Genomic DNA, 25,365 nt, shown 5'->3' on the forward strand with positions numbered 1-25,365 from the left:
AACTTATATGTTTAAAAATGTTGCTGAATTAGTTGAATTAGCTGAATCAAAAAATGTTAAAATTTCGGAAATAATGATTCAACAAGAGATGTTATTTACAGGAAGAAGCCGTGAAGAGATTATCGGTAAAATGGAGCAAAATCTTGTTGTTATGGAAAAGGCGGTTGAAAGAGGACTTGCAGGTGTTCACTCGCCAACAGGTTTAACAGGGGGAGACGCTGTATTACTTCAAAATTATATTGCAAAAGGTAATTTCCTTTCAGGCCATTTACTTTTAGATGCTGTTAGTAAAGCGGTTGCGACAAATGAAGTAAATGCTGCAATGGGTACGATTTGTGCAACTCCTACAGCTGGTTCTGCTGGGGTAGTACCTGGAACCCTTTTTGCTGTAAAAGAGAAATTAAATCCAACTCGAATGCAAATGATTGAATTCTTATTTGCATCAGGTGCTTTCGGTTTTGTAGTAGCCAATAATGCGTCAATTTCAGGAGCTGCAGGTGGCTGTCAAGCGGAAGTAGGATCTGCAAGTGGTATGGCAGCAGCAGCAATCGTGGAAATGGCTGGTGGTACTCCAAGTCAAAGTGCTGAAGCATTTGCTATTACATTAAAAAATATGCTTGGTTTAGTATGTGACCCGGTTGCAGGTTTAGTAGAAGTCCCATGTGTTAAGCGAAATGCAATGGGTGCTGCTAACGCAATGGTAGCAGCAGATATGGCATTAGCAGGTATTACAAGTCGTATCCCATGTGACGAAGTAATTGATGCTATGTATCGAATTGGACAAACAATGCCATCTGCGCTAAGAGAAACTGCAGAAGGAGGACTAGCGGCAACGCCAACAGGACGTGAATTAGAAGCAAAAATATTTGGTGTTTCGCTAAAAAAATAGTGAGTATTGAACTTGAACAAAAAGTATCTGTATTAAGTGGTGTTGGCGATGAAACTGAAACACAATTAAATGATTTGGGTATTTTTACTATAAATGACTTAATCGAATATTTACCGTATCGATATGAGGATTTTCGAAATAAGGATTTATCAGAAGTGAAGCATGAAGAGCGCGTGACAGTCGAGGGGATTGTTCATAGCGCTCCTCTTCTTCAATATTTTGGCAAAAATAAATCACGATTAACATTTCGACTTTTAGTTGATCGATACTTAATTACTGTTATTTGTTTTAATCGACCGTATTTTAAAACAAAGTTAAACTTAAATGAGCATGTAACTGTTTCTGGTAAGTGGGATCAACATAAACAAACCATTTCATTATCAGACCTTGTATTTGGTTCTCGTACGAATAGTCATGAAATTGAGCCTGTCTATTCAATTAAGGGCAAAATGTCTGTAAAAACAATGCGTAAATTTGTTGAGCAGTCCTTTAAAAAATTTGGACATTTAATAAATGACTTAGTGCCAAAAGAACTTATTCAAAAATATAAACTTTTAAATCGTTCAGAAACTATGAGATTACTTCACCATCCAATTGATGCGAATAGTTTAAAACAAGCTAGAAGAAGCTTTGTTTATGAAGAGTTTTTTCTTTTCCAACTAAAAATGCAAGCACTTCGAAAAATTCAGCGTAATCAATCAAAAGGTATCCCAAAAACATTAAACATTGAAAAAATTCAACAACTAATCCAATCCTTACCATTTCCTCTGACATCAGCTCAAAATAGAGTTGTACAAGAAATATTCACAGATTTAGAAAGTCCTTATCGAATGAATCGCTTATTACAAGGTGATGTTGGTTCGGGAAAAACAGTTGTCGCTACCATTGCATTGTATGCATGTACACTTAATGGTTACCAAGGGGCATTAATGGTGCCTACAGAAATATTAGCTGAGCAACATTTTGAATCTTTAGCAAAAATGCTACAACATACTGAAGTAAATGTTGAACTTCTTACAAGTTCTGTAAAAGGTAAAAAGCGTCGTGAAATCCTAGAACGATTAAAAAACGGTGAGGTACATATTTTAGTCGGAACTCATGCTTTAATTCAAGATGAGGTTCAATTTAATAAATTAGGCATTGTAATAACAGATGAACAACATCGATTTGGTGTTGGTCAGCGAAGAGTTTTAAGAGAAAAAGGTTATTTCCCTGATGTTTTATTTATGACAGCAACTCCAATCCCAAGAACTTTGGCAATAACGGCATTTGGTGAAATGGATGTCTCGATTATTGATGAATATCCGGCTGGGCGTAAAAAAATAGAAACTTATTGGGTTAAACAAGAAATGTTTGATCGTGTTTTAGATTTTATCAGTAAAGAAATTAAAAATGGACGACAAGCGTATTTAATCTGTCCTCTAATCGAGGAGTCAGAGAAACTAGACCTTCAGAATGCATTGGATTTACATAGTGTTCTATCTTTTCATTATCAAAATATAGCGAAGGTTGGATTGATGCATGGAAAGCTTTCATCAACAGAGAAAGATGACGTAATGAAGGCATTTGCAGCTAATGATGTTCAAATATTAGTATCAACGACAGTTGTAGAAGTGGGTGTAAATGTACCGAATGCAACTGTGATGGTTATTTATGATGCAGACCGATTTGGACTTTCACAATTACATCAACTAAGAGGACGAGTTGGACGAGGTTCAGAACAATCATATTGTATTTTAGTTGGCGATCCAAAAAGTGAGGTAGGAAAAGAAAGACTAACAATCATGACAGAAACAAACGATGGTTTTGAGTTAAGTGAAAAAGATTTAGAACTTAGAGGACCAGGAGATTTCTTTGGAAAACAGCAAAGTGGTGTACCCGAATTTAAAATGGCTGATATGGTACATGACTATCGTGCATTAGAAGTTGCTCGAAATGATGCAACATTACTTGTTAATTCAGATGTATTTTGGAAAGCTAATGAATATCAAGAATTAAGAATGTACTTAGACAGAACGGGAATATTTAATTCAGAAAAATTAGATTAGTACTAGGTATTAAAAGTTTGTCAAAAAACTATTGTAATACGTGGATTTTTAATATAAACTGTATTTAATACCTGGTCACAAATTAGTAGTTGAGGTATGTAATATGAGAAGAAATAAAAAAGATCGTCATGAATTGTTAAAAAAAATTATAAAAGAAAATCCGTTTATTACAGATGAAGATTTAGCTAATCAATTATCTGTGAGCATACAAACTATTCGTCTTGATCGTCTTGAATTATCAATTCCTGAGTTAAGAGAGCGCATCAAAAATGTTGCCACTCAGCAATTAGAAGATGTAAAATCACTACCAGTAGATGAAATAATCGGTGAAGTTATTGATATTCATTTAAACGAAAGTGCCATTTCTATATTTGACGTTAAGGAAGAGCATACTTTTAGTAGAAATGGAATTGCCCGAGGTCATCACTTATTTGCCCAGGCTAATTCTTTAGCAGTTGCAGTTATTCATGATGATTTAGCTCTTACAGCTAAATCCAATTTTGTTTTTATTAAACCTGTAAGAACAAATGACCGAGTAATTGCGAAGGCAAAGGTTTTACCGCAAAAAGGAGATCCGAGGCGTACTACAGTTGATATCAATGGCTATGTTGAAAAAGAACATGTATTCCATGGCTTGTTCGAAATGTACCACCGAAGTATTGAAGAATAGGAAGTGAACAAGATGAAATTAGCGATCGATGCAATGGGTGGAGATCATGCCCCAAAAGCTATCGTTGAAGGTGCGATGCTTGCAGTTGAAAAATTAAATGATATACATATTACTTTAATTGGTGATGAATCAAAAATTAAACCATTCTTAACGAATGATAAAAATATAACGATTATCCATACAGATGAAGTAATTGAAGGAACTGAAGAACCAGTTAGAGCGGTTAGAAGAAAAAAGAATGCTTCTATGGTCTTAATGGCAAACCAAGTAAAAGAAGGCAATGCCGATGCATGTATTTCTGCGGGAAACACTGGAGCATTGATGACAGCGGGCTTATTAGTCGTTGGTCGAATGGAAGGTGTAGAACGACCTGCACTTTCACCTACGATGCCTACTTTAGATGGCAAAGGCTTTGTATTTCTTGATGTAGGTGCTAATGTTGATGCAAAAGCAAACCATTTACTTCAATATGCAATAATGGGATCTGTATATGCCGAAAAGGTTAGAAGTATACATAATCCGACTGTTGGATTACTAAATGTCGGTACGGAAGATAAAAAAGGTAATGAACTTGCTAAACAAACATTCCAATTACTAAAAGAAAGTAATTTGAATTTTATAGGAAATGTTGAAGCTAGAGACTTAATGAACTCAGTAGCAGATGTAGTAGTTACAGACGGGTATACTGGAAATGTAGCTTTAAAAGCTATTGAAGGTACTGCACTTGCAATGTTTTCATTAATTAAAGATGCGATGCTTACTAATTTCACATCAAAGCTTGCAGCAGCTGTATTAAAACCAAACTTAAAAGGTGTAAAAAAGAAAATGGATTACTCTGAGTATGGTGGAGCAGCGTTATTTGGCTTGAAATCACCTGTCATTAAGGCTCATGGAAGTTCTGATGCGATGGGGATTTTTAGTGCAATTAAGCAAACTCAAACGATGGTTGAACATAATGTTGTAAAACTAGTAAGTGATCACATGGAGAAAATCGAATCAAATGCATAAGGGGGTCACTCCAATGGGTAAAGTGGCGTTTATTTTTCCTGGACAAGGATCACAAAAAGTTGGAATGGGTAAAGATTTAGCTGAGAGCTATAATGAATGTGGATCTATTTTTGAAACTGCTAACGAACAAATTGGTTTTAGTCTTTCTGAAATTATTTTCAATGGAACTGATGAAGAGTTAACTGCTACATATCATGCACAGCCAGCAATCTTAACAACTTCAATTGCTATGCTTGAGAAGATTAAAGCAGCTGGAATTAAACCAGACTTTGTCGCTGGTCATAGTTTAGGTGAGTTTACAGCGCTTGTAGCAGCAAACAGCATTTCATTTGAAGACGGTGTTAAATTAGTACATAAACGCGGTCAATTAATGGAGCAAGCAGTACCAGTAGGACAAGGTGCAATGGCAGCTGTATTATTTTTAGCTCCAGAAAAAATTGAAGAAGTTATTTCTGAAGTAAATAAAAATGGTCATTCTGTAGGTATTGCGAACTATAATTCTCCTACACAAGTGGTTATTACTGGAGATGCAGAAGGTGTACAAATTGCTTCTGGCTTACTAAAAGAAGCTGGAGCTAAACGTGTATTACCTTTAAAAGTAAGTGGTCCATTCCACTCATCTTTAATGAAACCTGCAAGCGAAGAATTCCAAAATGAGCTTGGTAAAATTAATGTAAATGATTGTGTAACACCATTAATTTCAAATGTTACTGCTAAAGTTGTTACAGATGCAAATGAAATTAAAGAATTATTAGTTAATCAATTATATTCTCCGGTAAAATGGAACCAATCTATTCAAGAATTAGTTGACCTTGGTGTTGATACATTCGTTGAAATTGGTCCTGGTAAAGTTTTAACTGGATTAGTAAAAGCAATCTCTCCATCATCAAAATTAGTAAATGTTTATGATGTTGAAACATTAAACCAATTTTTAAATGAGTGGGAGGAAATAAAATCATGCTAAATGGTAAAGTTGCATTAGTTACAGGTGGATCTCGCGGTATCGGACGAGCAATCGCATTAACTTTAGCTAAAAATGGTGCGAATGTAGTTGTTAATTATTCTGGGAATGAAGCGGCTGCTCTTAAAGTTGTAGAAGAAATTACAGCTCTTGGAGTTAAAGCGATTTGCTATAAAGCAAATGTATCAAATGGTGAAGAAGTTGCAGCTTTAGTAAAAAATACTGTTGATGAATTTGGTAGTATTGATATACTAGTAAACAACGCAGGTATTACAAGAGATGGTCTTTTATTACGCATGAAAGATGCTGATTGGGATGATGTAATTGATACAAACTTAAAAGGCGTATTCAATTGTATCAAAGCAGCAGCGAAGTTTATGACTCGTCAACGTAATGGCCGCATCATTAATATTAGTTCAGTTGTTGGACAAATTGGTAATCCAGGACAAATGAACTATGTAGCTGCAAAAGCTGGCGTATTAGGTTTAACAAAAACAGCAGCAAAGGAATTAGCTACTAGAAATATTACAGTTAATGCAATTGCGCCTGGTTTTATTGAAACTGATATGACAAATGAATTAAATGAGCAAATTAGAACGCAAATGTTATCTAATATTCCATTGCAATCTTTTGGTCAACCAGAAGATATTGCAAACGCAGTAGTATTCTTAGCAATGGATGCAAGTAGATACATTACTGGACAAACAATCAATGTTGATGGTGGACTTGTAATGAATTAGTTTGGCGTTTGCCAAATTTTTATGTATAATGCATAAGTAGACAATCTTTGGGGGGAGGTGAATAATAATGCAAGATGTATTAGAGCGCGTATCAAAGATTATTGTTGACCGTTTAGGTGTAGAAGAATCTGAGATCCAAATTACAAGCCGTTTCAAAGAAGATTTAGATGCAGACTCATTAGACGTAGTTGAATTAGTAATGCAATTAGAAGATGAGTTTGAATTAGAAATTTCTGACGAAGATGCTGAAAAAATCGTCACAGTTGGTGATGTTGTGAACTACATAGAGAGCAACATGTAATGAGAAAAGTCCCGTATTTTATACGGGACTTCTCATCATTTTCTTGACTAGTAGGTTTAGCAGCATATCAAACTGCTTTTTAGTTGGAGGTAAATATGCCGCATTCAAGAAGAGTAAGAGAATTTAAACTTTCTGATGTTGAAAAAGAGAATTTTGTAAAATTACAAAAACAAATAAATATTATGTTTAATAATGAGGGCTTGCTAATTCAAGCGTTTACACATTCATCCTATGTGAATGAGCATCGTAAAAAACCATATGAAGATAATGAGAGATTAGAATATTTAGGGGATGCTGTTTTAGAGCTTACCGTTTCACAATATTTATTTCAAAAATATATCACAATGAGTGAAGGCGAGTTAACAAAATTACGTGCCGCAATCGTTTGTGAACCATCACTTGTGAAATTTGCGCATGAGTTAGATTTTGGTCGATATATATTACTTGGTCGCGGGGAAGAAATGACAGGTGGTCGAACACGTCCAGCACTACTTGCGGATGTTTTTGAAGCATTCATTGGATCATTATATTTGGACCAAGGATTACAAACAGTTATTAACTTCTTATCTCTTCATATATTCCCAAAAATAAACGATGGTGCTTTTTCGCATGTGATGGATTTTAAAAGTCAGTTACAAGAGTTTGTACAAAGAGACTCCACAGGTTCAATTGAGTATAAAATACTTCAAGAAAAAGGACCAGCTCATAACCGAGAATTTGTTTCAAAAGTATTATTAAATGGTGAAACATTAGGAATCGGTAGTGGTAGATCTAAGAAAGAAGCAGAGCAACAAGCAGCTAAAGAAGCATTATTAAAATTAAAAGAGTCAAGTAAATAGATTAAGTAAAAAATCTAGTAGAAACTTGTCGGATAATCGATAAAAATGACGAATTCCCCCTTTTATGGGGGAGTTTTTGTGTATATAATTAAATCAAAAAAGGGGGAATTCAGTTGTTCCTCAAACGACTAGATATAATTGGATTTAAATCATTCGCTCAGCGAGTTAATATAGATTTTGTAAAAGGTGTTACAGCAGTTGTAGGACCAAATGGAAGCGGTAAAAGTAATATTACTGATGCCATTAGATGGGTACTAGGAGAACAGTCAGTCAAATCACTACGAGGAGCGAAGATGGAGGATATTATTTTTGCTGGTAGTGAAGGAAGAAAACCTTTAAATTATGCAGAAGTTACACTGACATTAGATAATGAAGATCAACAATTACCACTTGAGTATAATGAAGTAAGTGTAACTAGACGTGTTTACCGTTCTGGAGATAGTGATTTTTATATTAATAAACAATCATGTCGGTTAAAAGATATAGTTGATTTATTTATGGATTCTGGACTCGGAAGAGAGGCATTCTCTATTATTTCTCAAGGGAAGGTTGAAGAAATATTAAGCAGTAAGCCAGAAGAACGAAGAGGAATTTTTGAAGAAGCAGCTGGAGTATTAAAGTATAAAAACCGAAAGAAAAAGGCTGAAGCAAAATTATTCGAAACACAAGAAAACTTAAACCGAGTTGATGATATTTTATTTGAACTAAGCTCGCAAATTGAACCATTAAGAATGCAAGCTTCAATTGCAAAGGAATACATAGAACATAGAGATGAGCTAGAAAAGGTTGAGGCAGCTCTATTAGTATACGAAATTGAATCGCTTCACCAGAAATGGGAGGAGCTTAAACAAGAAGTTGCCCAAAACTCTGATTTAGAAATTTCGTTATCGACAGAGATTTCGACTGAAGAATCAAAACAACACGAATTACAAGAGAAATTAAATGCATTAGATGAATCAATTGATCAATTGCAGCAAGTTTTATTAACCGTTACGAAGAACTTGGAAAAATATGAAGGTCAGAAAGAACTAATGAAGGAGCGAAAAAGAAATACTTCAACTCAATCTGAACAATTAAGAAAACAAGTTGATGAAGTTACTGAACAAATAAACGAGACGAATCAATTAATCGAAGCAGAAAAAGAACAAGAAAAATGTTCTCGTCAAAATGTAAACAAAACGAAAACTAATATTGTTGAGATCCAAAATGAGATTATATCTTATGAGGGTGATATTGAAGAACAAATCGAATTAATAAAATCTGATTATATTGAGCTATTAAATAATCAAGCATCGATTAAAAATGAAAAAACGATGCTTGAAAAGCAAAGTCAACAATACTCAGTTAAATCAAGTCGATTAGATTTAGAAAATGAAAAATACATTCGTCAAAGAGAGCAATTACAGAATAGAAAAACTGAATTGCTTAATGAGAAAGAACAATTTGATTTAACATTTAATGAGTTAAATGTTAAATTTGAAACGCTGAATAAGCAGCTTGATGAAACTTCAACAGTTTTAAAGGAAAAAGAAGAATTACTAAATAAAGCTTATCAGTTTATTCAACAAACAAAATCAAGAAAAGAAACACTTGAAGAACTTCAAGAAGATTTTGCTGGTTTTAATCAAGGTGTTAAAGAAATATTGAAAGCAAGAGGCACAAGACTAGAAGGTATTAAAGGTGCAATTGCTGAACTAATTACAACAAACAAACAATACGAAATTGCGATTGAAATTGCACTAGGTGCAGCTACACAACAAATTGTTGTTGAAAATGACGAGCATGCTAGAAGAGCAATTCAATTTTTAAAGCAGCAACGACTAGGCCGAGCTACATTTTTACCTATGAATATTGTTAAAGCTCGTTTTGTACCAGCTAATGTTATTGAAGGATTAAAAAGAAATCCTTCATTTATTGGAGTTGCATCATCCCTTGTTAGTTATTCAAGCGAGTATGAACAAGTGATTCAAAACATACTTGGAACTGTTTTAATCGCACAAGATTTAAAAGGTGCTAATGAACTGGCTAAACTCGTTGGACATCGCTATCGCTTTGTCACGCTTGAAGGTGATGTAGTTAATCCTGGTGGAGCGATGACTGGTGGGGCTGTTCGAACTACGAATTCTTCACTTATTGGAAGACAGCGAGAGTTAGAGGAAATCACTGTAAAGCTAAAAGATATGCAAGAAAAGACTAACTTGCTTGAGAGTGAGGTTCATACTCTTAAAGCGACAAATCTAGAAAGTTCTTCTAAAGCTCAAACAATAAATGAGGAAATTGAAAAGGTTAAGCAAATAATTGTTTCAATTATGGAACAACTAAAAAGTATCGAATTTGAAGAAAAAAATATTAACGATGCTTTAGCAATTTATGATTTAGAAATGGGAAGTTCAGCAAGTGATTTACTAAAGGTTAAAGATCGTCTAGAGGAATTATCGTCGTTAAATGCTAATGTGAAAAATGAGATAATTTCAAAAGAACAGAAGATCAATGAATTAACTGAACGGAAACTAAATCAAAAAGAAATTAAAGATGAATTACAATCGAAGTTAACTAGTCTGAAAATTTCTCTAGCACAAGAAGAGCAAAAGTTAAGTTATAGTAACGAACGAATTCGCCAGTTTGTAGAGAATTCTATAAAACAAAAGCAAATTCTTGAAGAAACGAAGGAAAAAATAATTTTCTTATCAAGTGAACTTATGACGAATGAAAATGGTAAGGAAGAGCTCGAGAAAATAATTTCGGATACTCGAATTGAATTTTCAAAAACGACGGAAATTATTTCTAAACGTCGAGAGCAACGAATTACTTATCAAACGGAGCTCGAAGATTATGCCCAATCATTACGCGAAAAGCAACGTCAATACAAGTCGCTATCTGATTTACTAAAACAACAAGAAGTAAATAGTAATCGACTTGATGTAGAGCTTGAAAATCGTCTAGAACAACTGAATGTGAAGTATATGACTACTTACGAAGCAGCAAAAATGAAATATACTCTAGAAATGACCGTTGATGATGCAAGGAAACGAGTTAAACTATTAAAGCTTTCAATTGAGGAATTAGGAACTGTAAATATTGGTGCAATTGATGAGTATGAACGAGTATCTGAACGTCATGATTTTCTTCAAGAACAAAGAACTGATTTAAATGAAGCAAAAATCACACTTTACAATGTAATTAGTGAGATGGATGAAGAAATGACAAAACGTTTCGAAACGAGTTTTAGTGCAATTCGTGAAAAATTCCAAGTCGTCTTTACTCAGTTGTTTGGTGGAGGAAGAGCTGATTTAGTTCTAACGGATGAGGAAAATTTATTGTTAACAGGTGTCGATATTGTTGCACAGCCACCAGGTAAAAAGCTACAAAATTTAGGCTTATTATCAGGAGGGGAACGTGCGCTTACGGCAATCGCACTACTTTTTGCTATTTTACAAGTACGTCCAGTACCGTTCTGTGTACTTGATGAGGTTGAAGCTGCACTAGATGAGGCCAATGTAGCTCGATTTGCAAAATTCTTAAAATATTTTAGTGAACAAACTCAATTTATTGTTATTACACACCGTAAAGGTACAATGGAAGAATGTGATGTATTATACGGTGTAACAATGCAAGAATATGGAGTTTCTACGCTAGTATCAGTTCGTTTGGATGAAGGCGAAGCATTATTATCGAATGGTAATTAGAAAGGATTGAAATTATGAGCTTTTTTAAGAAATTAAAAGAAACAATCTCAAAACAAACTGAGTCAGTAACTCAAAAATTTAAAACTGGATTAGAGAAATCTAGAAATAACCTTACAGAAGGGTTAAACGATTTATTTGCTAGATACCGTAAAGTAGATGAAGATTTTTTTGAAGAACTTGAAGAAATTCTAATTATGGCTGATGTTGGTGTAAACACAGTAATGGAACTAGTAGAGGACTTGAAATTTGAAGTTAAACGAAAAAATATTCAAGATCCAAAAGGTGTACAAGAAGTTATTTCTGAAAAACTAGTTGATTTGTATAAAGGTGATGATTTAACTGATGATTCATTTGAGTTAAATTTAAATCCTGATGGCTTAACAGTTGTTTTATTCGTTGGAGTTAACGGTGTAGGAAAAACAACTTCAATTGGTAAAATCGCGCATAAACTAAAAACTGAAGGTAAAAAAGTACTACTTGCTGCTGGAGACACATTTAGAGCGGGAGCTATTGATCAATTAGAAGTTTGGGGAGAACGTGTTGGTGTTGATACAATTAAACAAGGTGAAGGTTCAGACCCAGCTGCAGTAATGTTTGATGCGGTTCAAGCTGCAAAAGCTCGTAAAGTAGATGTTTTACTTTGTGACACAGCTGGCCGTCTACAAAATAAAGTAAACTTAATGAAAGAACTTGAAAAAGTACGCAATGTCATTGCTAGAGAAGTACCTGGTGCACCACACGAAGTACTGCTAGTAATTGATGCAACAACTGGCCAAAATGGTCTTGTTCAAGCAAAAACCTTCTCCGAAGCAACAAATGTCTCTGGTATCGTCTTAACGAAACTAGACGGAACGGCTAAAGGTGGTATTGTTTTAGCAATCCGAAATGAACTAAAAGTACCAGTAAAATTCGTCGGCCTTGGAGAAAAAATGGACGACCTACAACCATTCCAAGCAGAACAATTTGTATATGGTCTATTTGGAGATTTAATGAATAAAGAAGCATAATTCAAAAATTATGAAATGACGTGGATATGTTTAAATTGAATGACATATCCACTTTTTTTAAATTGTGCGAAGAAACAACGGTTTAATTTTTATTTTATCGTCAAGTAAAAAACTTGACAGATATTTGTGTATTAGGTAAACTAGCATATGTAAAGGCAATTCACTTAACAAAGGAGTGATAGTTTTGGCAGATCATACAATGTTAGATAAGACGATGAGAATCAATTATCTATATGATTTTTATCATTCTCTTTTAACTCCTAAACAACAAAGCTATATGTCATTATATTATTTGGATGACTATTCTTTAGGTGAGATTGCGGAAGAGTTTAGCATAAGTAGACAGGCGGTTTATGATAATATAAAACGTACTGAAGCTATGTTAGAAGAATATGAAGAGAAATTATTACTTCTAAAAAAATTTCAACAACGAAATGAACTTTTAAATAATTTGAAAACTTATACCAAAACAGGTAAAGTTGTAGATGACGAGTTTCTTCGAGTAATCGATGCGTTAGAGAAATTAGAATAATAAGGAGGACGGTTTTATGGCATTTGAAGGATTAGCCGACCGACTTCAAAAGACATTACAAAAGGTTCGAGGCAAAGGTAAAGTATCTGAATCTGATGTCAAGGAAATGATGAGAGAAGTACGTCTTGCTTTACTTGAGGCGGATGTTAACTTTAAAGTTGTTAAAGATTTTGTGAAACGTGTTTCTGAACGTGCAGTAGGACAAGAAGTATTACAAAGCTTAACGCCTGGTCAACATGTTGTAAAAGTAGTTCAAGAAGAACTAACAGCTTTAATGGGTGGAGAACAAAGCAAAATTGCTGTTGCAAATCGCCCGCCGACTGTTATTATGATGGTTGGTTTACAAGGTGCTGGTAAAACAACAACGACAGGTAAATTAGCGAATTTACTTCGAAAAAAGTACAATCGTAAGCCACTTTTGGTTGCAGCGGATATTTATCGTCCTGCCGCGATTAAACAGCTTCAAACATTAGGTAAACAATTAGATTTGCCTGTATTTGCATTAGGTGATCAAGTAAGTCCTGTTGAAATTGCGAAACAAGCGATTCAACACGCTAAGGATGAGCATCATGATTATGTCCTAATTGATACTGCAGGTCGTTTACATATTGACGAAGGTTTAATGGAAGAACTTGCACAAATTAAAGAACTTTCAAAACCTGAAGAAATCTTCCTTGTTGTTGATGCAATGACAGGACAAGACGCAGTCAATGTGGCACAAAGCTTTAATGATCAATTAGGTTTAACTGGAGTCGTATTGACGAAGCTTGATGGCGATACTCGTGGTGGTGCCGCATTATCAATTCGTGCAGTGACGAATACTCCAATTAAATTTGTTGGACTTGGTGAAAAACTAGATGCAATTGAGCCGTTCCATCCAGAACGAATGGCATCACGTATTCTAGGAATGGGTGATGTGCTTACTTTAATTGAAAAGGCACAAGAAAACGTTGACCAAGAAAAAGCAAAAGAAATGGAACAAAAATTAAGAAATGCATCTTTTACTTTAGATGATTTCTTAGACCAACTTTCTCAAGTTAAAAAAATGGGACCACTTGGTGATATTTTAAAAATGATGCCAGGTGCAAACAAAATTAAAGGATTGAATGATGTGCAAATTGACGATAAACAAATCGCTCATGTAGAGGCAATTATTCAATCAATGACAAAGCAGGAAAAGCTTACACCAGATATTATTAACTCTAGTCGCAGAAAGCGAATAGCTAAGGGTTCTGGTCGCCCTGTACAAGAAATAAACCGTTTATTAAAACAGTTTGAAGAAATGAAAAAAATGATGAAAATGATGGGCGGTATGCAAAAAGGGAAGAAGAAAGGTTTTAAATTTCCGGGCTTATTCTAATCTAATTGTATAATTTTCCAGCATTTAAACATCATTTAATAAAAAATTATGCTGTTAAGAAATTTTACTTTACAAACAGTATTGGTTTTTGATAATATATAAATCGTTGTAAATATTTTCGGAGGTGCTTTAAAAATGGCAGTTAAAATTCGTTTAAAACGTATGGGAGCTAAAAAATCTCCTTTTTACCGTGTAGTAGTAGCAGACGCTCGTTCTCCTCGTGATGGACGTTTCATCGAGGAAATTGGAACTTACAATCCAGTTGCTCAACCAGCTGAAATCAAAATTAACGAAGAAGCAGCATTAAAATGGTTAGGAACAGGTGCTAAACCATCTGATACAGTTCGTAACTTATTCTCTAAAGCTGGTATCTTAGAGAAATTCCACAACGCTCGCAACGGCAAGTAATTATGGAAAAAAAGATGAATACACTCATAAATGCAATTGTTTCAAGTCTTGTAGATCATCCAGAGGATATTTCACTTCAAGTTAAAGAAGATGAGAACAATCTATTCTTTCATTTACAGGTAAACCCTGAAGATGCTGGTAGAGTGATTGGCAAACATGGTAAAATTGCTAAAGCGATTCGTACGGTTGTATATGCAGCGAGTAATGAACACGCAAAACGTATTCACTTAGATATTCAGTAATGTAAAACGGTCCTTGGCTATAGCTAAGGGCCGTTTTCAACATTACAGAGTTTTACTTAGAAAGCCCAAAATAAAGTGATAGCCACTTTTTATGAATTGAACGAGTCGTTTATTCAAGAGGTAGCTTTTGATGCTTTAATGACTTTAAGATATGCTATACTTGGCATTAAGCAATCTGTTTTAACCGTTGAAGTCTCAGGTAGACATATATACAATCTAAATGGTCAAACTAATAATAAATAGAAGAAATTTTAATATAGAGGTAAAAGAATGAAAAAATATTTAAATGTCGGAAAAATTGTAAATACACATGGAGTTCGCGGAGAGGTTCGTGTTATTTCAAGAACTGATTTTCCAGAAAAACGTTACGTAAAAGGTAATACACTATATTTCTTTAAAGAAAATGAAACAACACCAATTGAATTAATCGTAACAAGTCACCGTGTACATAAAAATTTTGATTTACTTACATTTGAAGGGTATGAGTCTTTAAACTCTGTAGAACCACTTAAAAATGGGATTTTAAAGATTACTGAAGATCAATTACACGAGCTAGATAAAAATGAGTACTATTACCATGAAATCATTGGTTGTGTTGTTGAGACAGTTGATGGAGAAGAAATCGGAAAAATAAAAGAAATTTTATCTCCAGGTGCAAATGATGTTTGGGTTATACAAAGAAAAGGTCAAAAAGATGCTCTTATTCCTTATATCGAGCAAATTGTGAAAGAAATAGATGTGGAGAATAAAAAAGTTAAAATCGAATTAATGGAAGGTCTATTATGATGAAATTAGATTTTCTAACTCTTTTTCCAGAAATGTTTGAAGGAGTTTTAAATTCTTCTATTCTAAAAAAAGCACAGGAAAAAGAGGCTGTTAAGTTTCGTTGTGTAAATTTTAGAGATTTCTCTACGAATAAACATTCAAATGTTGATGACTACCCATATGGTGGGGGCGCTGGTATGGTACTAGCCCCACAGCCTATTTTTGATGCTGTTGATGAATTAGTATCAAAAAGTGAAAATAAGCCGAGAGTAGTCCTTCTATGCCCTCAAGGAGAGCGATTTAGTCAACGTAAAGCTGAAGAGCTTGCAAAAGAGGAGCATTTAATCTTTATTTGTGGACATTATGAAGGTTATGATGAACGAATTCGTGAACATGTAGTGACAGATGAAATCTCAATTGGAGATTATGTATTAACAGGTGGAGAACTAGGTGCTATGGTAATTGCTGATAGTGTTGTTCGGTTATTACCTGGTGTACTTGGTAATACAACTTCAAAAATTGAAGATTCATTTAGTACAGGTTTATTAGAGCATCCTCATTACACAAGACCTGCCGATTTTAGAGGCCATAAAGTACCAGATGTTTTATTATCTGGAAATCATGCTCTAATCGAAGAATGGCGAACAAAACAATCTTTTAAGCGAACGATAACGCGTCGTCCAGATTTACTTGAAAACTACGATCTATCTAAAAAAGAGTCACAATGGATGGATCAAGTAAAAGAAGAATTAAAACAAGAAAACTAGTTGCGCGCACTAATAGAATATGTTAATATAACTTGTGGCTTGAGTAATTACTTAAGCCTTTATTCTCGGTGTTCCGCTGCGAGTCACTAAATCTTGTAAGAGCATCGGTTGGAAAAGGAGAGCATAAATTATGCAAAATTTAATCAACGAAATTACAAAAGAACAACTAAGAACTGACTTACCAGCATTCCGTCCTGGTGATACTGTACGAGTTCACGTTAAAGTTGTTGAGGGTACTCGTGAGCGTATCCAATTATTCGAAGGTGTAGTTATTAAACGTCGTGGTGGCGGAATTAGCGAAACTTTCACAGTTCGTAAAATTTCTTACGGAGTTGGTGTTGAACGTACGTTCCCAATTCACACTCCAAAAATTGCTAAATTAGACGTTGTTCGTCGCGGTAAAGTACGTCGTGCTAAACTTTACTACCTACGTGCACTTACTGGTAAAAAAGCAAGAATTAAAGAACTTCGATAGTCTTTTGAAAGGAGCTTGTATAAAACAAGCTCCTTTTTTTCCAATATTTGTAGATTATGGATATAATAAAAAGTAAAATAGAATACATAAATAAAGTTATTAACTTTACTGGTTTAAAAATGCAAAACGTATGGTTATTAAATGGAGGGATTAGGTTGAAAGAAAGCAATAGTGGTGGAATTTGGGAATTAGTTAAAACAATTTTTATTGCGCTTGTACTTGCACTTGGTATTCGAACATTCCTTTTTACACCGGTTTTAGTTGATGGTATCTCAATGATGCCAACACTACAGGATCAAAGTAGAATGATTGTAAATAAAATCGTATACAAACTACATGAACCTAGACGTTTTGATATAGTAGTCTTCCATGCTACAAAGGAAAAAGATTATATTAAACGAGTTATTGGCTTACCAGGTGACACAGTAGAATATAGAAACGATGTCCTATATGTTAACGGTAAACCGTATAAAGAACCATATTTAAACGAATATAAAAAAGAAACAACAGATGGTCCTCTAACTGAAGACTTTAAGTTAGAAGAGATTACTGGTAGAAAAACTGTACCTAAAGGACAAGTATTCGTTTTAGGTGATAATCGTCGATTAAGTAAAGATAGTCGTATTATCGGAACAGTTAGTCAAAAAGAAATTTTAGGCCGAGCAAGTTTTGTTTTTTGGCCGTTATCTGAGGTTGAAATGGCTAAATAAAAGCCGAATTAATCTTGATTATTCAATGTATAAGAAGGTGGCAACATGACGATTCAATGGTTTCCAGGCCATATGGCAAAAGCTAGAAGACAAGTTACAGAAAAACTTTCACTAATTGATGTAGTAATTGAATTAGCGGATGCAAGGGTACCCGCAGCTTCTAGAAATCCAATGATCGATGAAATAATTTCAAATAAACCAAGATTACTTTTGTTAAATAAAGCGGATTTAGCGGATCCAAGAATTACTCAGCAATGGTTAGCGCATTATGAAAAACAAGGCGTAATGGCAATTGCTATCGATGCGGCATCTGGACAAGGGTTAAAAGCAATTATTTCTTCTTGTGAAATACTTGTAAAAGAGAAGTTTGATAAAATGAGATCTAAAGGGATTAAACCTCGCGCAATTCGAGCGTTAATTGTAGGGATCCCGAATGTTGGTAAGTCGACTTTAATCAATAAGCTTGCACGAAAGAATATTGCTAAAACTGGTGACCGTCCAGGCGTAACGCAAGCACAGCAGTGGATAAAAGTAGGGAAAGAAATTGAACTGCTTGATACACCAGGTATATTGTGGCCTAAATTTGAAGACCAACTTGTAGGTCTTCGTTTAGCAACTACAGGAGCAATTAAAGATAGTATCATTAACCTTCAAGAGGTAATGATTTATGCGATTAAATATTTAAGAGAGTTTTATCCAAATGTATTAAAAGAAAGATATGACATGAATGAGGAAGTTTTATTTTCTGAAGAAGTCGTTGATATTTTTGATCATATTGGAAAGAAACGTGGATTACTTATGTCAGGCGGAATTATAGATTATGATAAAACATCTGATTTATTTTTACGTGAGCTAAGAGCGGGAAAATTAGGAAGATTAACTTTCGAAAATCCATCAATGCTTGAAGTGACTGATGAAATATTAGAAGAAAGTGCGCAAGAATAAGCGTACTTTCTTCTTTTTTAATGAAAATTAAGGAGTTCTAGATTATGTCTCTGAAAATAGATGAAATAAAAAATAAACTAAGTGAATTAACTGACCCAACAAATGAACTCTTAAAAGAATTAGAAAGTGATCAAAGAATTGGTGTGCAAAAGCTAATTGCTAAATGGTATAGAGAACAAGAAAAAAAAGATTTAGCTAGAAAGAAATTTCTTAAAATGATGGAATATGAACAGAATCTTTATAGTCAAAATATAAAGTTAATTGCAGGAGTAGATGAAGTTGGTAGAGGTCCATTAGCTGGTCCTGTTGTAGCAGCAGCTGTAATTTTAGCGGAAAATACTCAGCTAATTGGATTAGATGATTCAAAAAAATTATCGAAAGAGAAACGACAGTACTTCGTAAAGCGGATCAAGGAAGAAGCAATTTCTTATGGAGTTGGAATGGCCAGTTCAACTGAAATTGATGAAATCAATATTTATGAAGCAACTAAATTAGCGATGAGACGTGCAATTGAACAACTTACTCATTCGCCTGAACATTTATTAATTGATGCAATGAAACTCCCGCTAGATATTTCTCAAACATCAATCATTAAGGGCGATGCAACAAGTATCAGTATAGCAGCTGCATCTGTACTTGCAAAAGAAACAAGGGATTCTTTAATGTGCGAACTAAGTTTAAAGCATCCAAACTACGGATTTGAAAAGCATATGGGATATGGAACAAAGGAACATCTAAAAGCGATTGATGAGCATGGAATTATTAATGAACATAGAAGATCCTTTGCACCAATAAAAGATAAAGTTTGAATGTAAAAATAATTGGTAGTTAACATACATCAAATTACTGAAGTGGACTAAAATATATTAGATTAATGACAGTTAAGATTACATAATATTCTAAGTTTATATTAAGTAGATCAATGAATCGAAATGATGTAAACCTAAAATCAAAAATGATTCAAACTGTCGTTAATCTATTTTTTATAGGGTAAGGATATATTATTGGAAAAATAATATTGTAATATGATAAACTACATTGACTATTGTATATGAAAAGGTTTTCTATAAAAAACATAGAATATTTAATTCTTTTCTACTAAAGTATTTACAGTATATTCTGTAAGAGATACAATAGGGATGTGTTTTAATTTGTCTTGTTCTAAAAGGGGAGGATGGATCATGAATATCCATGAGTATCAAGGGAAAGAAATCCTACGAAGCTATGGCGTAAAAGTACCAAACGGTAAAGTTGCATTCACAGTTGAAGAAGCAGTAGAAGCAGCTAAAGAATTAGGTACAGCTGTATGCGTAGTAAAAGCTCAAATTCACGCTGGTGGCCGCGGTAAAGCGGGTGGCGTAAAAGTAGCGAAAAATTTAGATGAAGTAAATACATATGCTAGTGAAATACTAGGTAAAGTATTAGTTACTCATCAAACTGGACCAGAAGGTAAGGAAGTTAAGCGCTTACTTATCGAAGAAGGCTGCGATATTAAAAAAGAATATTATGTTGGTTTAGTTTTAGACCGCGCTACTTCTCAAGTTGTATTAATGGCTTCTGAAGAAGGTGGAACTGAAATTGAAGAAGTAGCAGAAAAAACACCTGAAAAAATCTTTAAAGAGTATATTGATCCAGCAGTAGGTCTACAAGGCTTCCAAGCTCGTCGTATTGCGTTCAATATCAACATTCCAAGCAACTTAGTAAACAAAGCTGTTAAGTTCATGATGGGCTTATATAGTGCGTTTATCGAAAAAGATTGCTCAATCGCTGAAATTAACCCATTAGTAGTTACTGGTGATGGTGAAGTAATGGCATTAGATGCAAAGTTAAACTTTGACTCAAATGCTTTATATCGTCATGCAGACATTTTAGCTTACCGTGACTTAGAAGAAGAAGATCCAAAAGAAATCGAAGCTTCTAAGTATGACTTAAACTATATTTCTTTATACGGAAATATCGGATGTATGGTTAATGGTGCTGGTCTAGCAATGGCTACAATGGATATCATTAAACACTACGGTGGAGACCCGGCTAACTTCCTTGATGTTGGGGGCGGTGCTACAGCTGAGAAAGTTACAGAAGCATTTAAAATCATCCTTTCTGACCAAAATGTTAAAGGTATTTTCGTTAATATCTTCGGTGGCATCATGAAGTGTGATGTTATTGCTGAAGGTGTAATCGAAGCAACTAAACAAGTTGGTTTACACTTACCATTAGTTGTTCGTTTAGAAGGAACGAATGTTGAATTAGGTAAGAAGATTCTTAATGAGTCAGGCTTAAACATTGTTGCAGCAGATTCAATGGCTGATGGCGCTGAAAAAATCGTTGCACTTGTAGGCTAAGAAAGGGAGGATAAAAATGAGCGTATTCATTAATAAAGATACAAAAGTCATTGTACAAGGTATTACTGGTTCACAAGGCTTATTCCATACAACTCAAATGTTAGAGTATGGTACAAAAATCGTTGGTGGTGTAACTCCTGGTAAAGGTGGAACTGACATTGCTGGCGTACCTGTATTCAATACAGTTAAAGATGCAGTTGAAGCTACTGGTGCTAATGCATCTGTAATCTACGTACCACCAGCATTTGCTGCTGATGCAATCATGGAAGCAGTTGATGCAGAATTAGATATCGCTATTTGTATTACAGAAGGTATTCCAGTACTTGATATGGTAAAAGTTAAAAAGTACATGGAAGGCAAAAAGACTAGATTAGTTGGTCCTAACTGTCCTGGTGTTATCACTCCAGATGAGTGTAAAATTGGTATCATGCCTGGTTACATTCACAAAAAAGGTCATGTAGGAATCGTATCACGTTCTGGTACATTAACTTATGAAGCTGTACATCAATTAACTCAAGCTGGTATTGGTCAATCTACAGCTGTAGGTATTGGTGGAGACCCTGTAAATGGAACAAACTTCATCGATGTATTAAAAGCATTCAATGAAGATCCAGAAACTTATGCAGTTATTATGATCGGTGAAATCGGTGGAACTGCAGAAGAAGAAGCTGCTGAGTGGGTACAAGCTAATATGGCGAAACCAGTAGTAGGATTTATTGGCGGTCAAACAGCTCCAGAAGGTAAACGTATGGGACATGCTGGTGCTATCATCGCAGGCGGTAAAGGTACTGCTAAAGAGAAAATGGCTACAATGGAAAGCTGTGGCATTAAAGTTGCACTTACTCCTGCAGTAATGGGCGAAACTTTAATTGGTGCATTAAAAGAGCGTGGCTTATATGAACAATGTAAGACACATGAAGCTTTAGTATAAGAATGATAAATTAAGTAGCCTCCGATAGGAGGCTACTTAATTATTAGACAAAAGTTCGAAAAATATTATTATCAGACTGATTGAAAACGCTTGTCTTTCGAGGCGCGTAGCCTGGTGAGGAGCGGAGTTACCTTGACGGTAATGAGCACCACAGACAGGCGAAGCAACGAAGAAAGAGAGCGTTTGCCAACAGTCTGAGTAGCCTCCGATAGGGGGCTACTTTCTTATAAGAAAGGAGAATACATGGAAAAGAAAATTCGACTTATTCATTTGCATCATTTTTTATTTGAAAACTATCAAGCAATCAAAAAGATACTTCTCTATGATCCACATTTAGAAAACCTCTATCAATACTCACCTTCTACATTTAAAACTACATTTCAAATGACTTCAAACGCCGCTGAAAAATTATATAGTCAACTTCATTCAACTTCCATTTTTGATATTTTAAAAGAAAGCTATAAAAAAAATATTAAAATTATTACAATTTATGATGATTTATATCCGGATTTGTTAAGAGAAATATGTGACCCTCCGTTTGTTTTATATTTAAAAGGAAATCAAAATATCCTTAATGAACAATTTATGTTGAGTATAATTGGAGCTAGAAAACCAACTTTATTTGCGAAAATTATTTGTGATTCGATAATTTTAGGCCTAATAAAAGAAAATTGTGTTATTGTAAGTGGAATGGCATCTGGATGCGATTCAATTGCACATAATTCTGCTATTTTCCACAACGGAACAACGATTGCAGTTGTCGGTTGTGGGTTAGACTATATTTATCCGAAAGAAAACCGTAACTTATTTAATGAAATATCATTAAATCATTTAGTTATTAGCGAATATCCATATTATATTGGACCAGAAAAAAGATATTTTCCTAGAAGAAATAGAATTATTGCTGGGTTATCAAAAGGTTTAATCGTTTTAGAGGCTAAGGAAAAGAGCGGGACGATGATTACTGCAAATTTTGCAATTCAATATAATAGAGAGGTATTTGCAGTGCCAGGTCCGATTATAATGGAAGAATATAAAGGAAATCATCGATTAATTCAGGATGGAGCGAAATTAATTACATGTACAAATGATATTTTAGAGGAATTTTAGGAATATACTAAAAAATAAAAAAATATGTTTATATTACAAAATATTGACAATACTAAGGCGACTTGTGTTATTTTATATCTAAATAAAATTTGACTAATGTATAGAATAAACTATACAATTTGAAATTGTATGAAGGAAAATCAAAAATATAAATTGAACTCTTCTTATTATGAATCTATTTGAGAATACATAAGAATAAAAGAAAGAAATAAGGAATACAGAGAGTAATGAATAGGAAACTCTCGGGAGGCTTAAAAGATGGCAGAAAATTTAGTTATAGTGGAGTCCCCTTCAAAGGCTAAAACAATAGAAAAGTACTTAGGTAAGAAATTCAAAGTAATCGCATCAATGGGACATGTTCGAGATCTACCTAAAAGCCAGATGGGGATTGAAATAGAAAACGATTACAACCCAAAATACATAACAATCCGTGGAAAAGGTCCAGTTTTAAAGGATTTAAGATCTGCTGCGAAAAAAGCAAAAAAAATCTATCTAGCAGCCGATCCAGATCGCGAAGGTGAAGCAATAGCATGGCATATTGCGAATACACTTAATATCGATACATCATCGGATTGTCGTGTAGTGTTTAATGAAATTACTAAAGATGCTATTAAAGAGTCTTTTAAAAAACCTAGACCAATTAATATGAATTTAGTAGACGCTCAGCAAGCAAGACGTGTGCTAGATCGATTAGTAGGGTATAACATAAGCCCATTACTATGGAAGAAAGTGAAAAAGGGCTTAAGTGCAGGTCGAGTTCAATCTGTCGCTCTTAGACTAATCATCGAACGAGAAAAAGAGATTGGAATCTTCCAACCTGAAGAATATTGGACAATTAAAAGTAAGGCTTTAACAAAGAAAGAAACATTTGATACTTCTTTTTACGGAGTTAATGGTAAAAAAGTGGAATTGAATTCTGAAACTGATGTAAAAAATGTTTTATCACAAATTAAAGGTGATCACTTTGAAGTTCTAAGTGTTACTAGAAAAGAACGTAAACGTAATCCAGCAACTGCTTTTACTACTTCCTTACTACAGCAGGAAGCAGCTAGAAAATTAAATATGCGTGCAAAGAAAACGATGATGATTGCACAGCAATTATATGAAGGAATTTCCCTAGGTAGTGGAGGCCAGGTCGGGTTAATCACATATATGAGAACTGATTCAACTAGAATATCCGATGTTGCGGCTGAGGAAGCAAAATCTTATATAATTGATACTTATGGTGCAGATTTTGTTGCTACAAATAAAAAAAGCGAAAAAAAATCAGATAAAGTACAAGATGCACACGAAGCAATTAGACCAACATCAACTTTACGTTCGCCTGATACGATCAAAGCTCATGTTAGCCGCGATCAATATCGACTTTATAAATTAATATGGGAACGATTTGTTGCTAGTCAGATGGCATCTGCAATACTAGATACGGTAAAAGTTGACTTAATTAATAACGATGTAATATTTAGAGCCAATGGGTCAGTAGTTAAATTCCCTGGTTTTATGAAGGTGTATATAGAAAGTAATGATGATGGCACAGAAGAAAAAGACCGTATCCTTCCACCGTTAGCTGAAGGTGAGAAAGTTAAATTAGAAGATCTATTACCTGAACAACATTTTACTCAGCCACCACCACGTTACACGGAAGCTAGATTAGTAAAAACTCTTGAAGAGTTAGGGATTGGTCGTCCATCAACTTATGTACCAACTTTAGAAACGATACAAAAACGTGGATATGTTTCATTAGATAATAAAAGATTTGTCCCTACTGAACTAGGTCAAATAGTATTTGATTTAGTCGTTGAGTTTTTCCCAGAAGTAATTAATATTGAGTTTACGGTTCAAATGGAAGGTGACCTTGATAAAATTGAAGACGGCAATGTGAACTGGATTCAAATCATCGATCAATTTTATAGAGGTTTTGAGAAGCACTTAGAAATAGCTGAAAAAGAAATGCAAAAAGTTGAAATTAGAGATGAACCTGCTGGTGAAGACTGTGAATTATGTGGAAGCCCGATGGTATTTAAAATGGGTAGATACGGTAAGTTCATGGCATGCTCAAACTTTCCAGATTGCAGAAATACAAAAGCAATCGTAAAAGATATTGGTGTCAAATGTCCTACATGTAAAGATGGGAATATAATCGAACGTAAATCGAAAAAGAATCGAATATTCTATGGATGCACGAATTATCCTGAATGTGAATTCTTATCATGGGATAAGCCAATTGCGAGACCATGTCCAAAATGTGAAAACTTATTAGTTGAAAAGAAAATGAAAAAAGGTATTCAAGTTCAATGTGTATCATGTGACTACAAAGAGGATCAACAAGTGTAAGCAATTAATTTTCTTGCACTTAGACTACCAGCAAAAACGCTTGCTATCCTCGTTGACTCGTCGCCTGCCGAGGTGCTTATTACTGTTTAGGTTAACTTTAGTTCCTCATCAGGATTCGCAACTCTAAAGTCAAACGTTTTCAATCAGACTAAAAATTCATATTTACTGAGACTTTGTCCAAATAAAAGTGTGAGCAATTAATTTGCTCACTTTTACTTTTCATATCAACTTTTAATTAAGAAATCTTTAAGAAAAAATTATAAAATATTATTACGTAATTTAGATTGAATCAGCG

At 34.3% G+C, this 25,365-nt stretch carries 24 protein-coding genes; all 24 read left to right on the forward strand.

Features of this window, described 5'->3' with window-relative positions; translation table 11 throughout:
* Positions 1–7 precede the first annotated feature (7 nt).
* The 24 genes from sdaAA to topA all read left to right on the forward strand — a co-directional run bounded on the left by sdaAA (position 8) and on the right by topA (position 25,070).
* On the forward strand, positions 8–889 hold the full coding sequence (gene sdaAA, locus AB1282_RS14115) for an L-serine ammonia-lyase, iron-sulfur-dependent, subunit alpha (protein WP_025568942.1): 882 nt from the start codon (positions 8–10) through the stop codon (positions 887–889).
* Positions 889–2,937: an ATP-dependent DNA helicase RecG gene (gene recG, locus AB1282_RS14120; protein WP_429899371.1), complete on the forward strand. Its 2,049-nt coding sequence runs from the start codon at positions 889–891 to the stop codon at positions 2,935–2,937. Before sdaAA ends, recG begins: the two co-directional genes overlap by 1 nt.
* Positions 2,938–3,040: 103 nt before the next feature.
* Positions 3,041–3,607, forward strand: a complete 567-nt coding sequence (fapR, locus tag AB1282_RS14125) for a transcription factor FapR (protein WP_025568940.1) — start codon at positions 3,041–3,043, stop codon at positions 3,605–3,607.
* A 12-nt stretch (positions 3,608–3,619) separates the two neighbouring features.
* Positions 3,620–4,615 carry a phosphate acyltransferase PlsX gene (gene plsX, locus AB1282_RS14130; protein ID WP_056470919.1) on the forward strand — a complete coding sequence of 332 codons (996 nt, stop codon included), beginning with the start codon at positions 3,620–3,622 and terminating at the stop codon, positions 4,613–4,615.
* A 13-nt stretch (positions 4,616–4,628) separates the two neighbouring features.
* Positions 4,629–5,579, forward strand: coding sequence for an ACP S-malonyltransferase (gene fabD / locus AB1282_RS14135; protein WP_056470915.1), 951 nt, complete (start codon positions 4,629–4,631; stop codon positions 5,577–5,579).
* Positions 5,573–6,316 (forward strand): 3-oxoacyl-[acyl-carrier-protein] reductase, encoded by a 744-nt coding sequence (gene fabG, locus AB1282_RS14140; protein WP_056470912.1) that lies wholly within the window; start codon positions 5,573–5,575, stop codon positions 6,314–6,316. The genes fabD and fabG overlap by 7 nt, the downstream gene beginning before the upstream one ends.
* Positions 6,317–6,383: 67 nt before the next feature.
* The gene (gene acpP, locus AB1282_RS14145) at positions 6,384–6,617 is read left to right on the forward strand and encodes an acyl carrier protein (protein WP_025568936.1); all 234 of its coding nucleotides are present in this window, start codon (positions 6,384–6,386) and stop codon (positions 6,615–6,617) included.
* A 95-nt stretch (positions 6,618–6,712) separates the two neighbouring features.
* Positions 6,713–7,456 carry a ribonuclease III gene (rnc, locus tag AB1282_RS14150; RefSeq protein ID WP_056470910.1) on the forward strand — a complete coding sequence of 248 codons (744 nt, stop codon included), beginning with the start codon at positions 6,713–6,715 and terminating at the stop codon, positions 7,454–7,456.
* Positions 7,457–7,569: 113 nt separating this feature from the next.
* The gene (gene smc / locus AB1282_RS14155) at positions 7,570–11,142 is read left to right on the forward strand and encodes a chromosome segregation protein SMC (RefSeq protein WP_056470907.1); all 3,573 of its coding nucleotides are present in this window, start codon (positions 7,570–7,572) and stop codon (positions 11,140–11,142) included.
* A gap of 14 nt (positions 11,143–11,156) precedes the next feature.
* A complete protein-coding gene (ftsY, locus tag AB1282_RS14160) occupies positions 11,157–12,149 on the forward strand; it encodes a signal recognition particle-docking protein FtsY (RefSeq protein ID WP_429899372.1) in 993 nt (330 codons plus the stop codon).
* 199 nt (positions 12,150–12,348) lie between these two features.
* On the forward strand, positions 12,349–12,681 hold the full coding sequence (locus AB1282_RS14165) for a putative DNA-binding protein (protein ID WP_056471180.1): 333 nt from the start codon (positions 12,349–12,351) through the stop codon (positions 12,679–12,681).
* Positions 12,682–12,697: 16 nt separating this feature from the next.
* A complete protein-coding gene (gene ffh, locus AB1282_RS14170) occupies positions 12,698–14,041 on the forward strand; it encodes a signal recognition particle protein (protein ID WP_056470900.1) in 1,344 nt (447 codons plus the stop codon).
* A gap of 135 nt (positions 14,042–14,176) precedes the next feature.
* Complete coding sequence (rpsP, locus tag AB1282_RS14175) at positions 14,177–14,449, forward strand: 30S ribosomal protein S16 (protein WP_025569022.1); 273 nt, start codon at positions 14,177–14,179, stop codon at positions 14,447–14,449.
* A gap of 14 nt (positions 14,450–14,463) precedes the next feature.
* Positions 14,464–14,691 carry a KH domain-containing protein gene (locus tag AB1282_RS14180; protein ID WP_025569023.1) on the forward strand — a complete coding sequence of 76 codons (228 nt, stop codon included), beginning with the start codon at positions 14,464–14,466 and terminating at the stop codon, positions 14,689–14,691.
* A 270-nt stretch (positions 14,692–14,961) separates the two neighbouring features.
* The gene (gene rimM, locus AB1282_RS14185) at positions 14,962–15,477 is read left to right on the forward strand and encodes a ribosome maturation factor RimM (protein ID WP_429899373.1); all 516 of its coding nucleotides are present in this window, start codon (positions 14,962–14,964) and stop codon (positions 15,475–15,477) included.
* Entirely contained in the window at positions 15,477–16,223 is a 747-nt protein-coding gene (gene trmD, locus AB1282_RS14190) for a tRNA (guanosine(37)-N1)-methyltransferase TrmD (RefSeq protein ID WP_056471176.1), read from the forward strand. The genes rimM and trmD overlap by 1 nt, the downstream gene beginning before the upstream one ends.
* A 130-nt stretch (positions 16,224–16,353) precedes the next feature.
* Complete coding sequence (rplS, locus tag AB1282_RS14195; protein WP_025569026.1) at positions 16,354–16,698, forward strand: 50S ribosomal protein L19; 345 nt, start codon at positions 16,354–16,356, stop codon at positions 16,696–16,698.
* Positions 16,699–16,853: 155 nt separating this feature from the next.
* Positions 16,854–17,408: a signal peptidase I gene (gene lepB, locus AB1282_RS14200; protein WP_056470894.1), complete on the forward strand. Its 555-nt coding sequence runs from the start codon at positions 16,854–16,856 to the stop codon at positions 17,406–17,408.
* Positions 17,409–17,453: 45 nt separating this feature from the next.
* Positions 17,454–18,353 (forward strand): ribosome biogenesis GTPase YlqF, encoded by a 900-nt coding sequence (gene ylqF / locus AB1282_RS14205; RefSeq protein ID WP_097975497.1) that lies wholly within the window; start codon positions 17,454–17,456, stop codon positions 18,351–18,353.
* 41 nt (positions 18,354–18,394) lie between these two features.
* The gene (locus AB1282_RS14210) at positions 18,395–19,162 is read left to right on the forward strand and encodes a ribonuclease HII (RefSeq protein WP_429901141.1); all 768 of its coding nucleotides are present in this window, start codon (positions 18,395–18,397) and stop codon (positions 19,160–19,162) included.
* 372 nt (positions 19,163–19,534) lie between these two features.
* The gene (sucC, locus tag AB1282_RS14215; protein ID WP_056470885.1) at positions 19,535–20,695 is read left to right on the forward strand and encodes an ADP-forming succinate--CoA ligase subunit beta; all 1,161 of its coding nucleotides are present in this window, start codon (positions 19,535–19,537) and stop codon (positions 20,693–20,695) included.
* A 16-nt stretch (positions 20,696–20,711) separates the two neighbouring features.
* On the forward strand, positions 20,712–21,626 hold the full coding sequence (gene sucD / locus AB1282_RS14220) for a succinate--CoA ligase subunit alpha (RefSeq protein ID WP_056470883.1): 915 nt from the start codon (positions 20,712–20,714) through the stop codon (positions 21,624–21,626).
* A gap of 243 nt (positions 21,627–21,869) precedes the next feature.
* Positions 21,870–22,736 carry a DNA-processing protein DprA gene (dprA, locus tag AB1282_RS14225; RefSeq protein ID WP_056470882.1) on the forward strand — a complete coding sequence of 289 codons (867 nt, stop codon included), beginning with the start codon at positions 21,870–21,872 and terminating at the stop codon, positions 22,734–22,736.
* Positions 22,737–22,994: 258 nt separating this feature from the next.
* The gene (topA, locus tag AB1282_RS14230; RefSeq protein ID WP_056470880.1) at positions 22,995–25,070 is read left to right on the forward strand and encodes a type I DNA topoisomerase; all 2,076 of its coding nucleotides are present in this window, start codon (positions 22,995–22,997) and stop codon (positions 25,068–25,070) included.
* The last annotated feature ends 295 nt before the right edge of the window (positions 25,071–25,365 follow it).

The sequence above is a fragment of the Gottfriedia sp. S16(2024) genome, from assembly GCF_050473765.1.
Classification (GTDB): Bacteria; Bacillota; Bacilli; order Bacillales; family Bacillaceae_G; genus Gottfriedia.

What these genes read in the sequence shown, in the direction of transcription:
- acpP (WP_025568936.1), top strand. Translation starts at nt 6,384, where the DNA reads ATGCAAGATGTATTAGAGCGCGTATCAAAGATTATTGTTGACCGTTTA.
- fabD (WP_056470915.1), top strand. Translation starts at nt 4,629, where the DNA reads ATGGGTAAAGTGGCGTTTATTTTTCCTGGACAAGGATCACAAAAAGTT.
- AB1282_RS14165 (WP_056471180.1), top strand. Translation starts at nt 12,349, where the DNA reads ATGTTAGATAAGACGATGAGAATCAATTATCTATATGATTTTTATCAT.
- fabG (WP_056470912.1), top strand. Translation starts at nt 5,573, where the DNA reads ATGCTAAATGGTAAAGTTGCATTAGTTACAGGTGGATCTCGCGGTATC.
- rimM (WP_429899373.1), top strand. Translation starts at nt 14,962, where the DNA reads ATGAAAAAATATTTAAATGTCGGAAAAATTGTAAATACACATGGAGTT.
- dprA (WP_056470882.1), top strand. Translation starts at nt 21,870, where the DNA reads ATGGAAAAGAAAATTCGACTTATTCATTTGCATCATTTTTTATTTGAA.
- ffh (WP_056470900.1), top strand. Translation starts at nt 12,698, where the DNA reads ATGGCATTTGAAGGATTAGCCGACCGACTTCAAAAGACATTACAAAAG.
- trmD (WP_056471176.1), top strand. Translation starts at nt 15,477, where the DNA reads ATGAAATTAGATTTTCTAACTCTTTTTCCAGAAATGTTTGAAGGAGTT.
- rnc (WP_056470910.1), top strand. Translation starts at nt 6,713, where the DNA reads ATGCCGCATTCAAGAAGAGTAAGAGAATTTAAACTTTCTGATGTTGAA.
- sdaAA (WP_025568942.1), top strand. Translation starts at nt 8, where the DNA reads ATGTTTAAAAATGTTGCTGAATTAGTTGAATTAGCTGAATCAAAAAAT.
- sucC (WP_056470885.1), top strand. Translation starts at nt 19,535, where the DNA reads ATGAATATCCATGAGTATCAAGGGAAAGAAATCCTACGAAGCTATGGC.
- topA (WP_056470880.1), top strand. Translation starts at nt 22,995, where the DNA reads ATGGCAGAAAATTTAGTTATAGTGGAGTCCCCTTCAAAGGCTAAAACA.
- ylqF (WP_097975497.1), top strand. Translation starts at nt 17,454, where the DNA reads ATGACGATTCAATGGTTTCCAGGCCATATGGCAAAAGCTAGAAGACAA.
- fapR (WP_025568940.1), top strand. Translation starts at nt 3,041, where the DNA reads ATGAGAAGAAATAAAAAAGATCGTCATGAATTGTTAAAAAAAATTATA.
- plsX (WP_056470919.1), top strand. Translation starts at nt 3,620, where the DNA reads ATGAAATTAGCGATCGATGCAATGGGTGGAGATCATGCCCCAAAAGCT.
- rpsP (WP_025569022.1), top strand. Translation starts at nt 14,177, where the DNA reads ATGGCAGTTAAAATTCGTTTAAAACGTATGGGAGCTAAAAAATCTCCT.
- ftsY (WP_429899372.1), top strand. Translation starts at nt 11,157, where the DNA reads ATGAGCTTTTTTAAGAAATTAAAAGAAACAATCTCAAAACAAACTGAG.
- rplS (WP_025569026.1), top strand. Translation starts at nt 16,354, where the DNA reads ATGCAAAATTTAATCAACGAAATTACAAAAGAACAACTAAGAACTGAC.
- sucD (WP_056470883.1), top strand. Translation starts at nt 20,712, where the DNA reads ATGAGCGTATTCATTAATAAAGATACAAAAGTCATTGTACAAGGTATT.
- AB1282_RS14180 (WP_025569023.1), top strand. Translation starts at nt 14,464, where the DNA reads ATGAATACACTCATAAATGCAATTGTTTCAAGTCTTGTAGATCATCCA.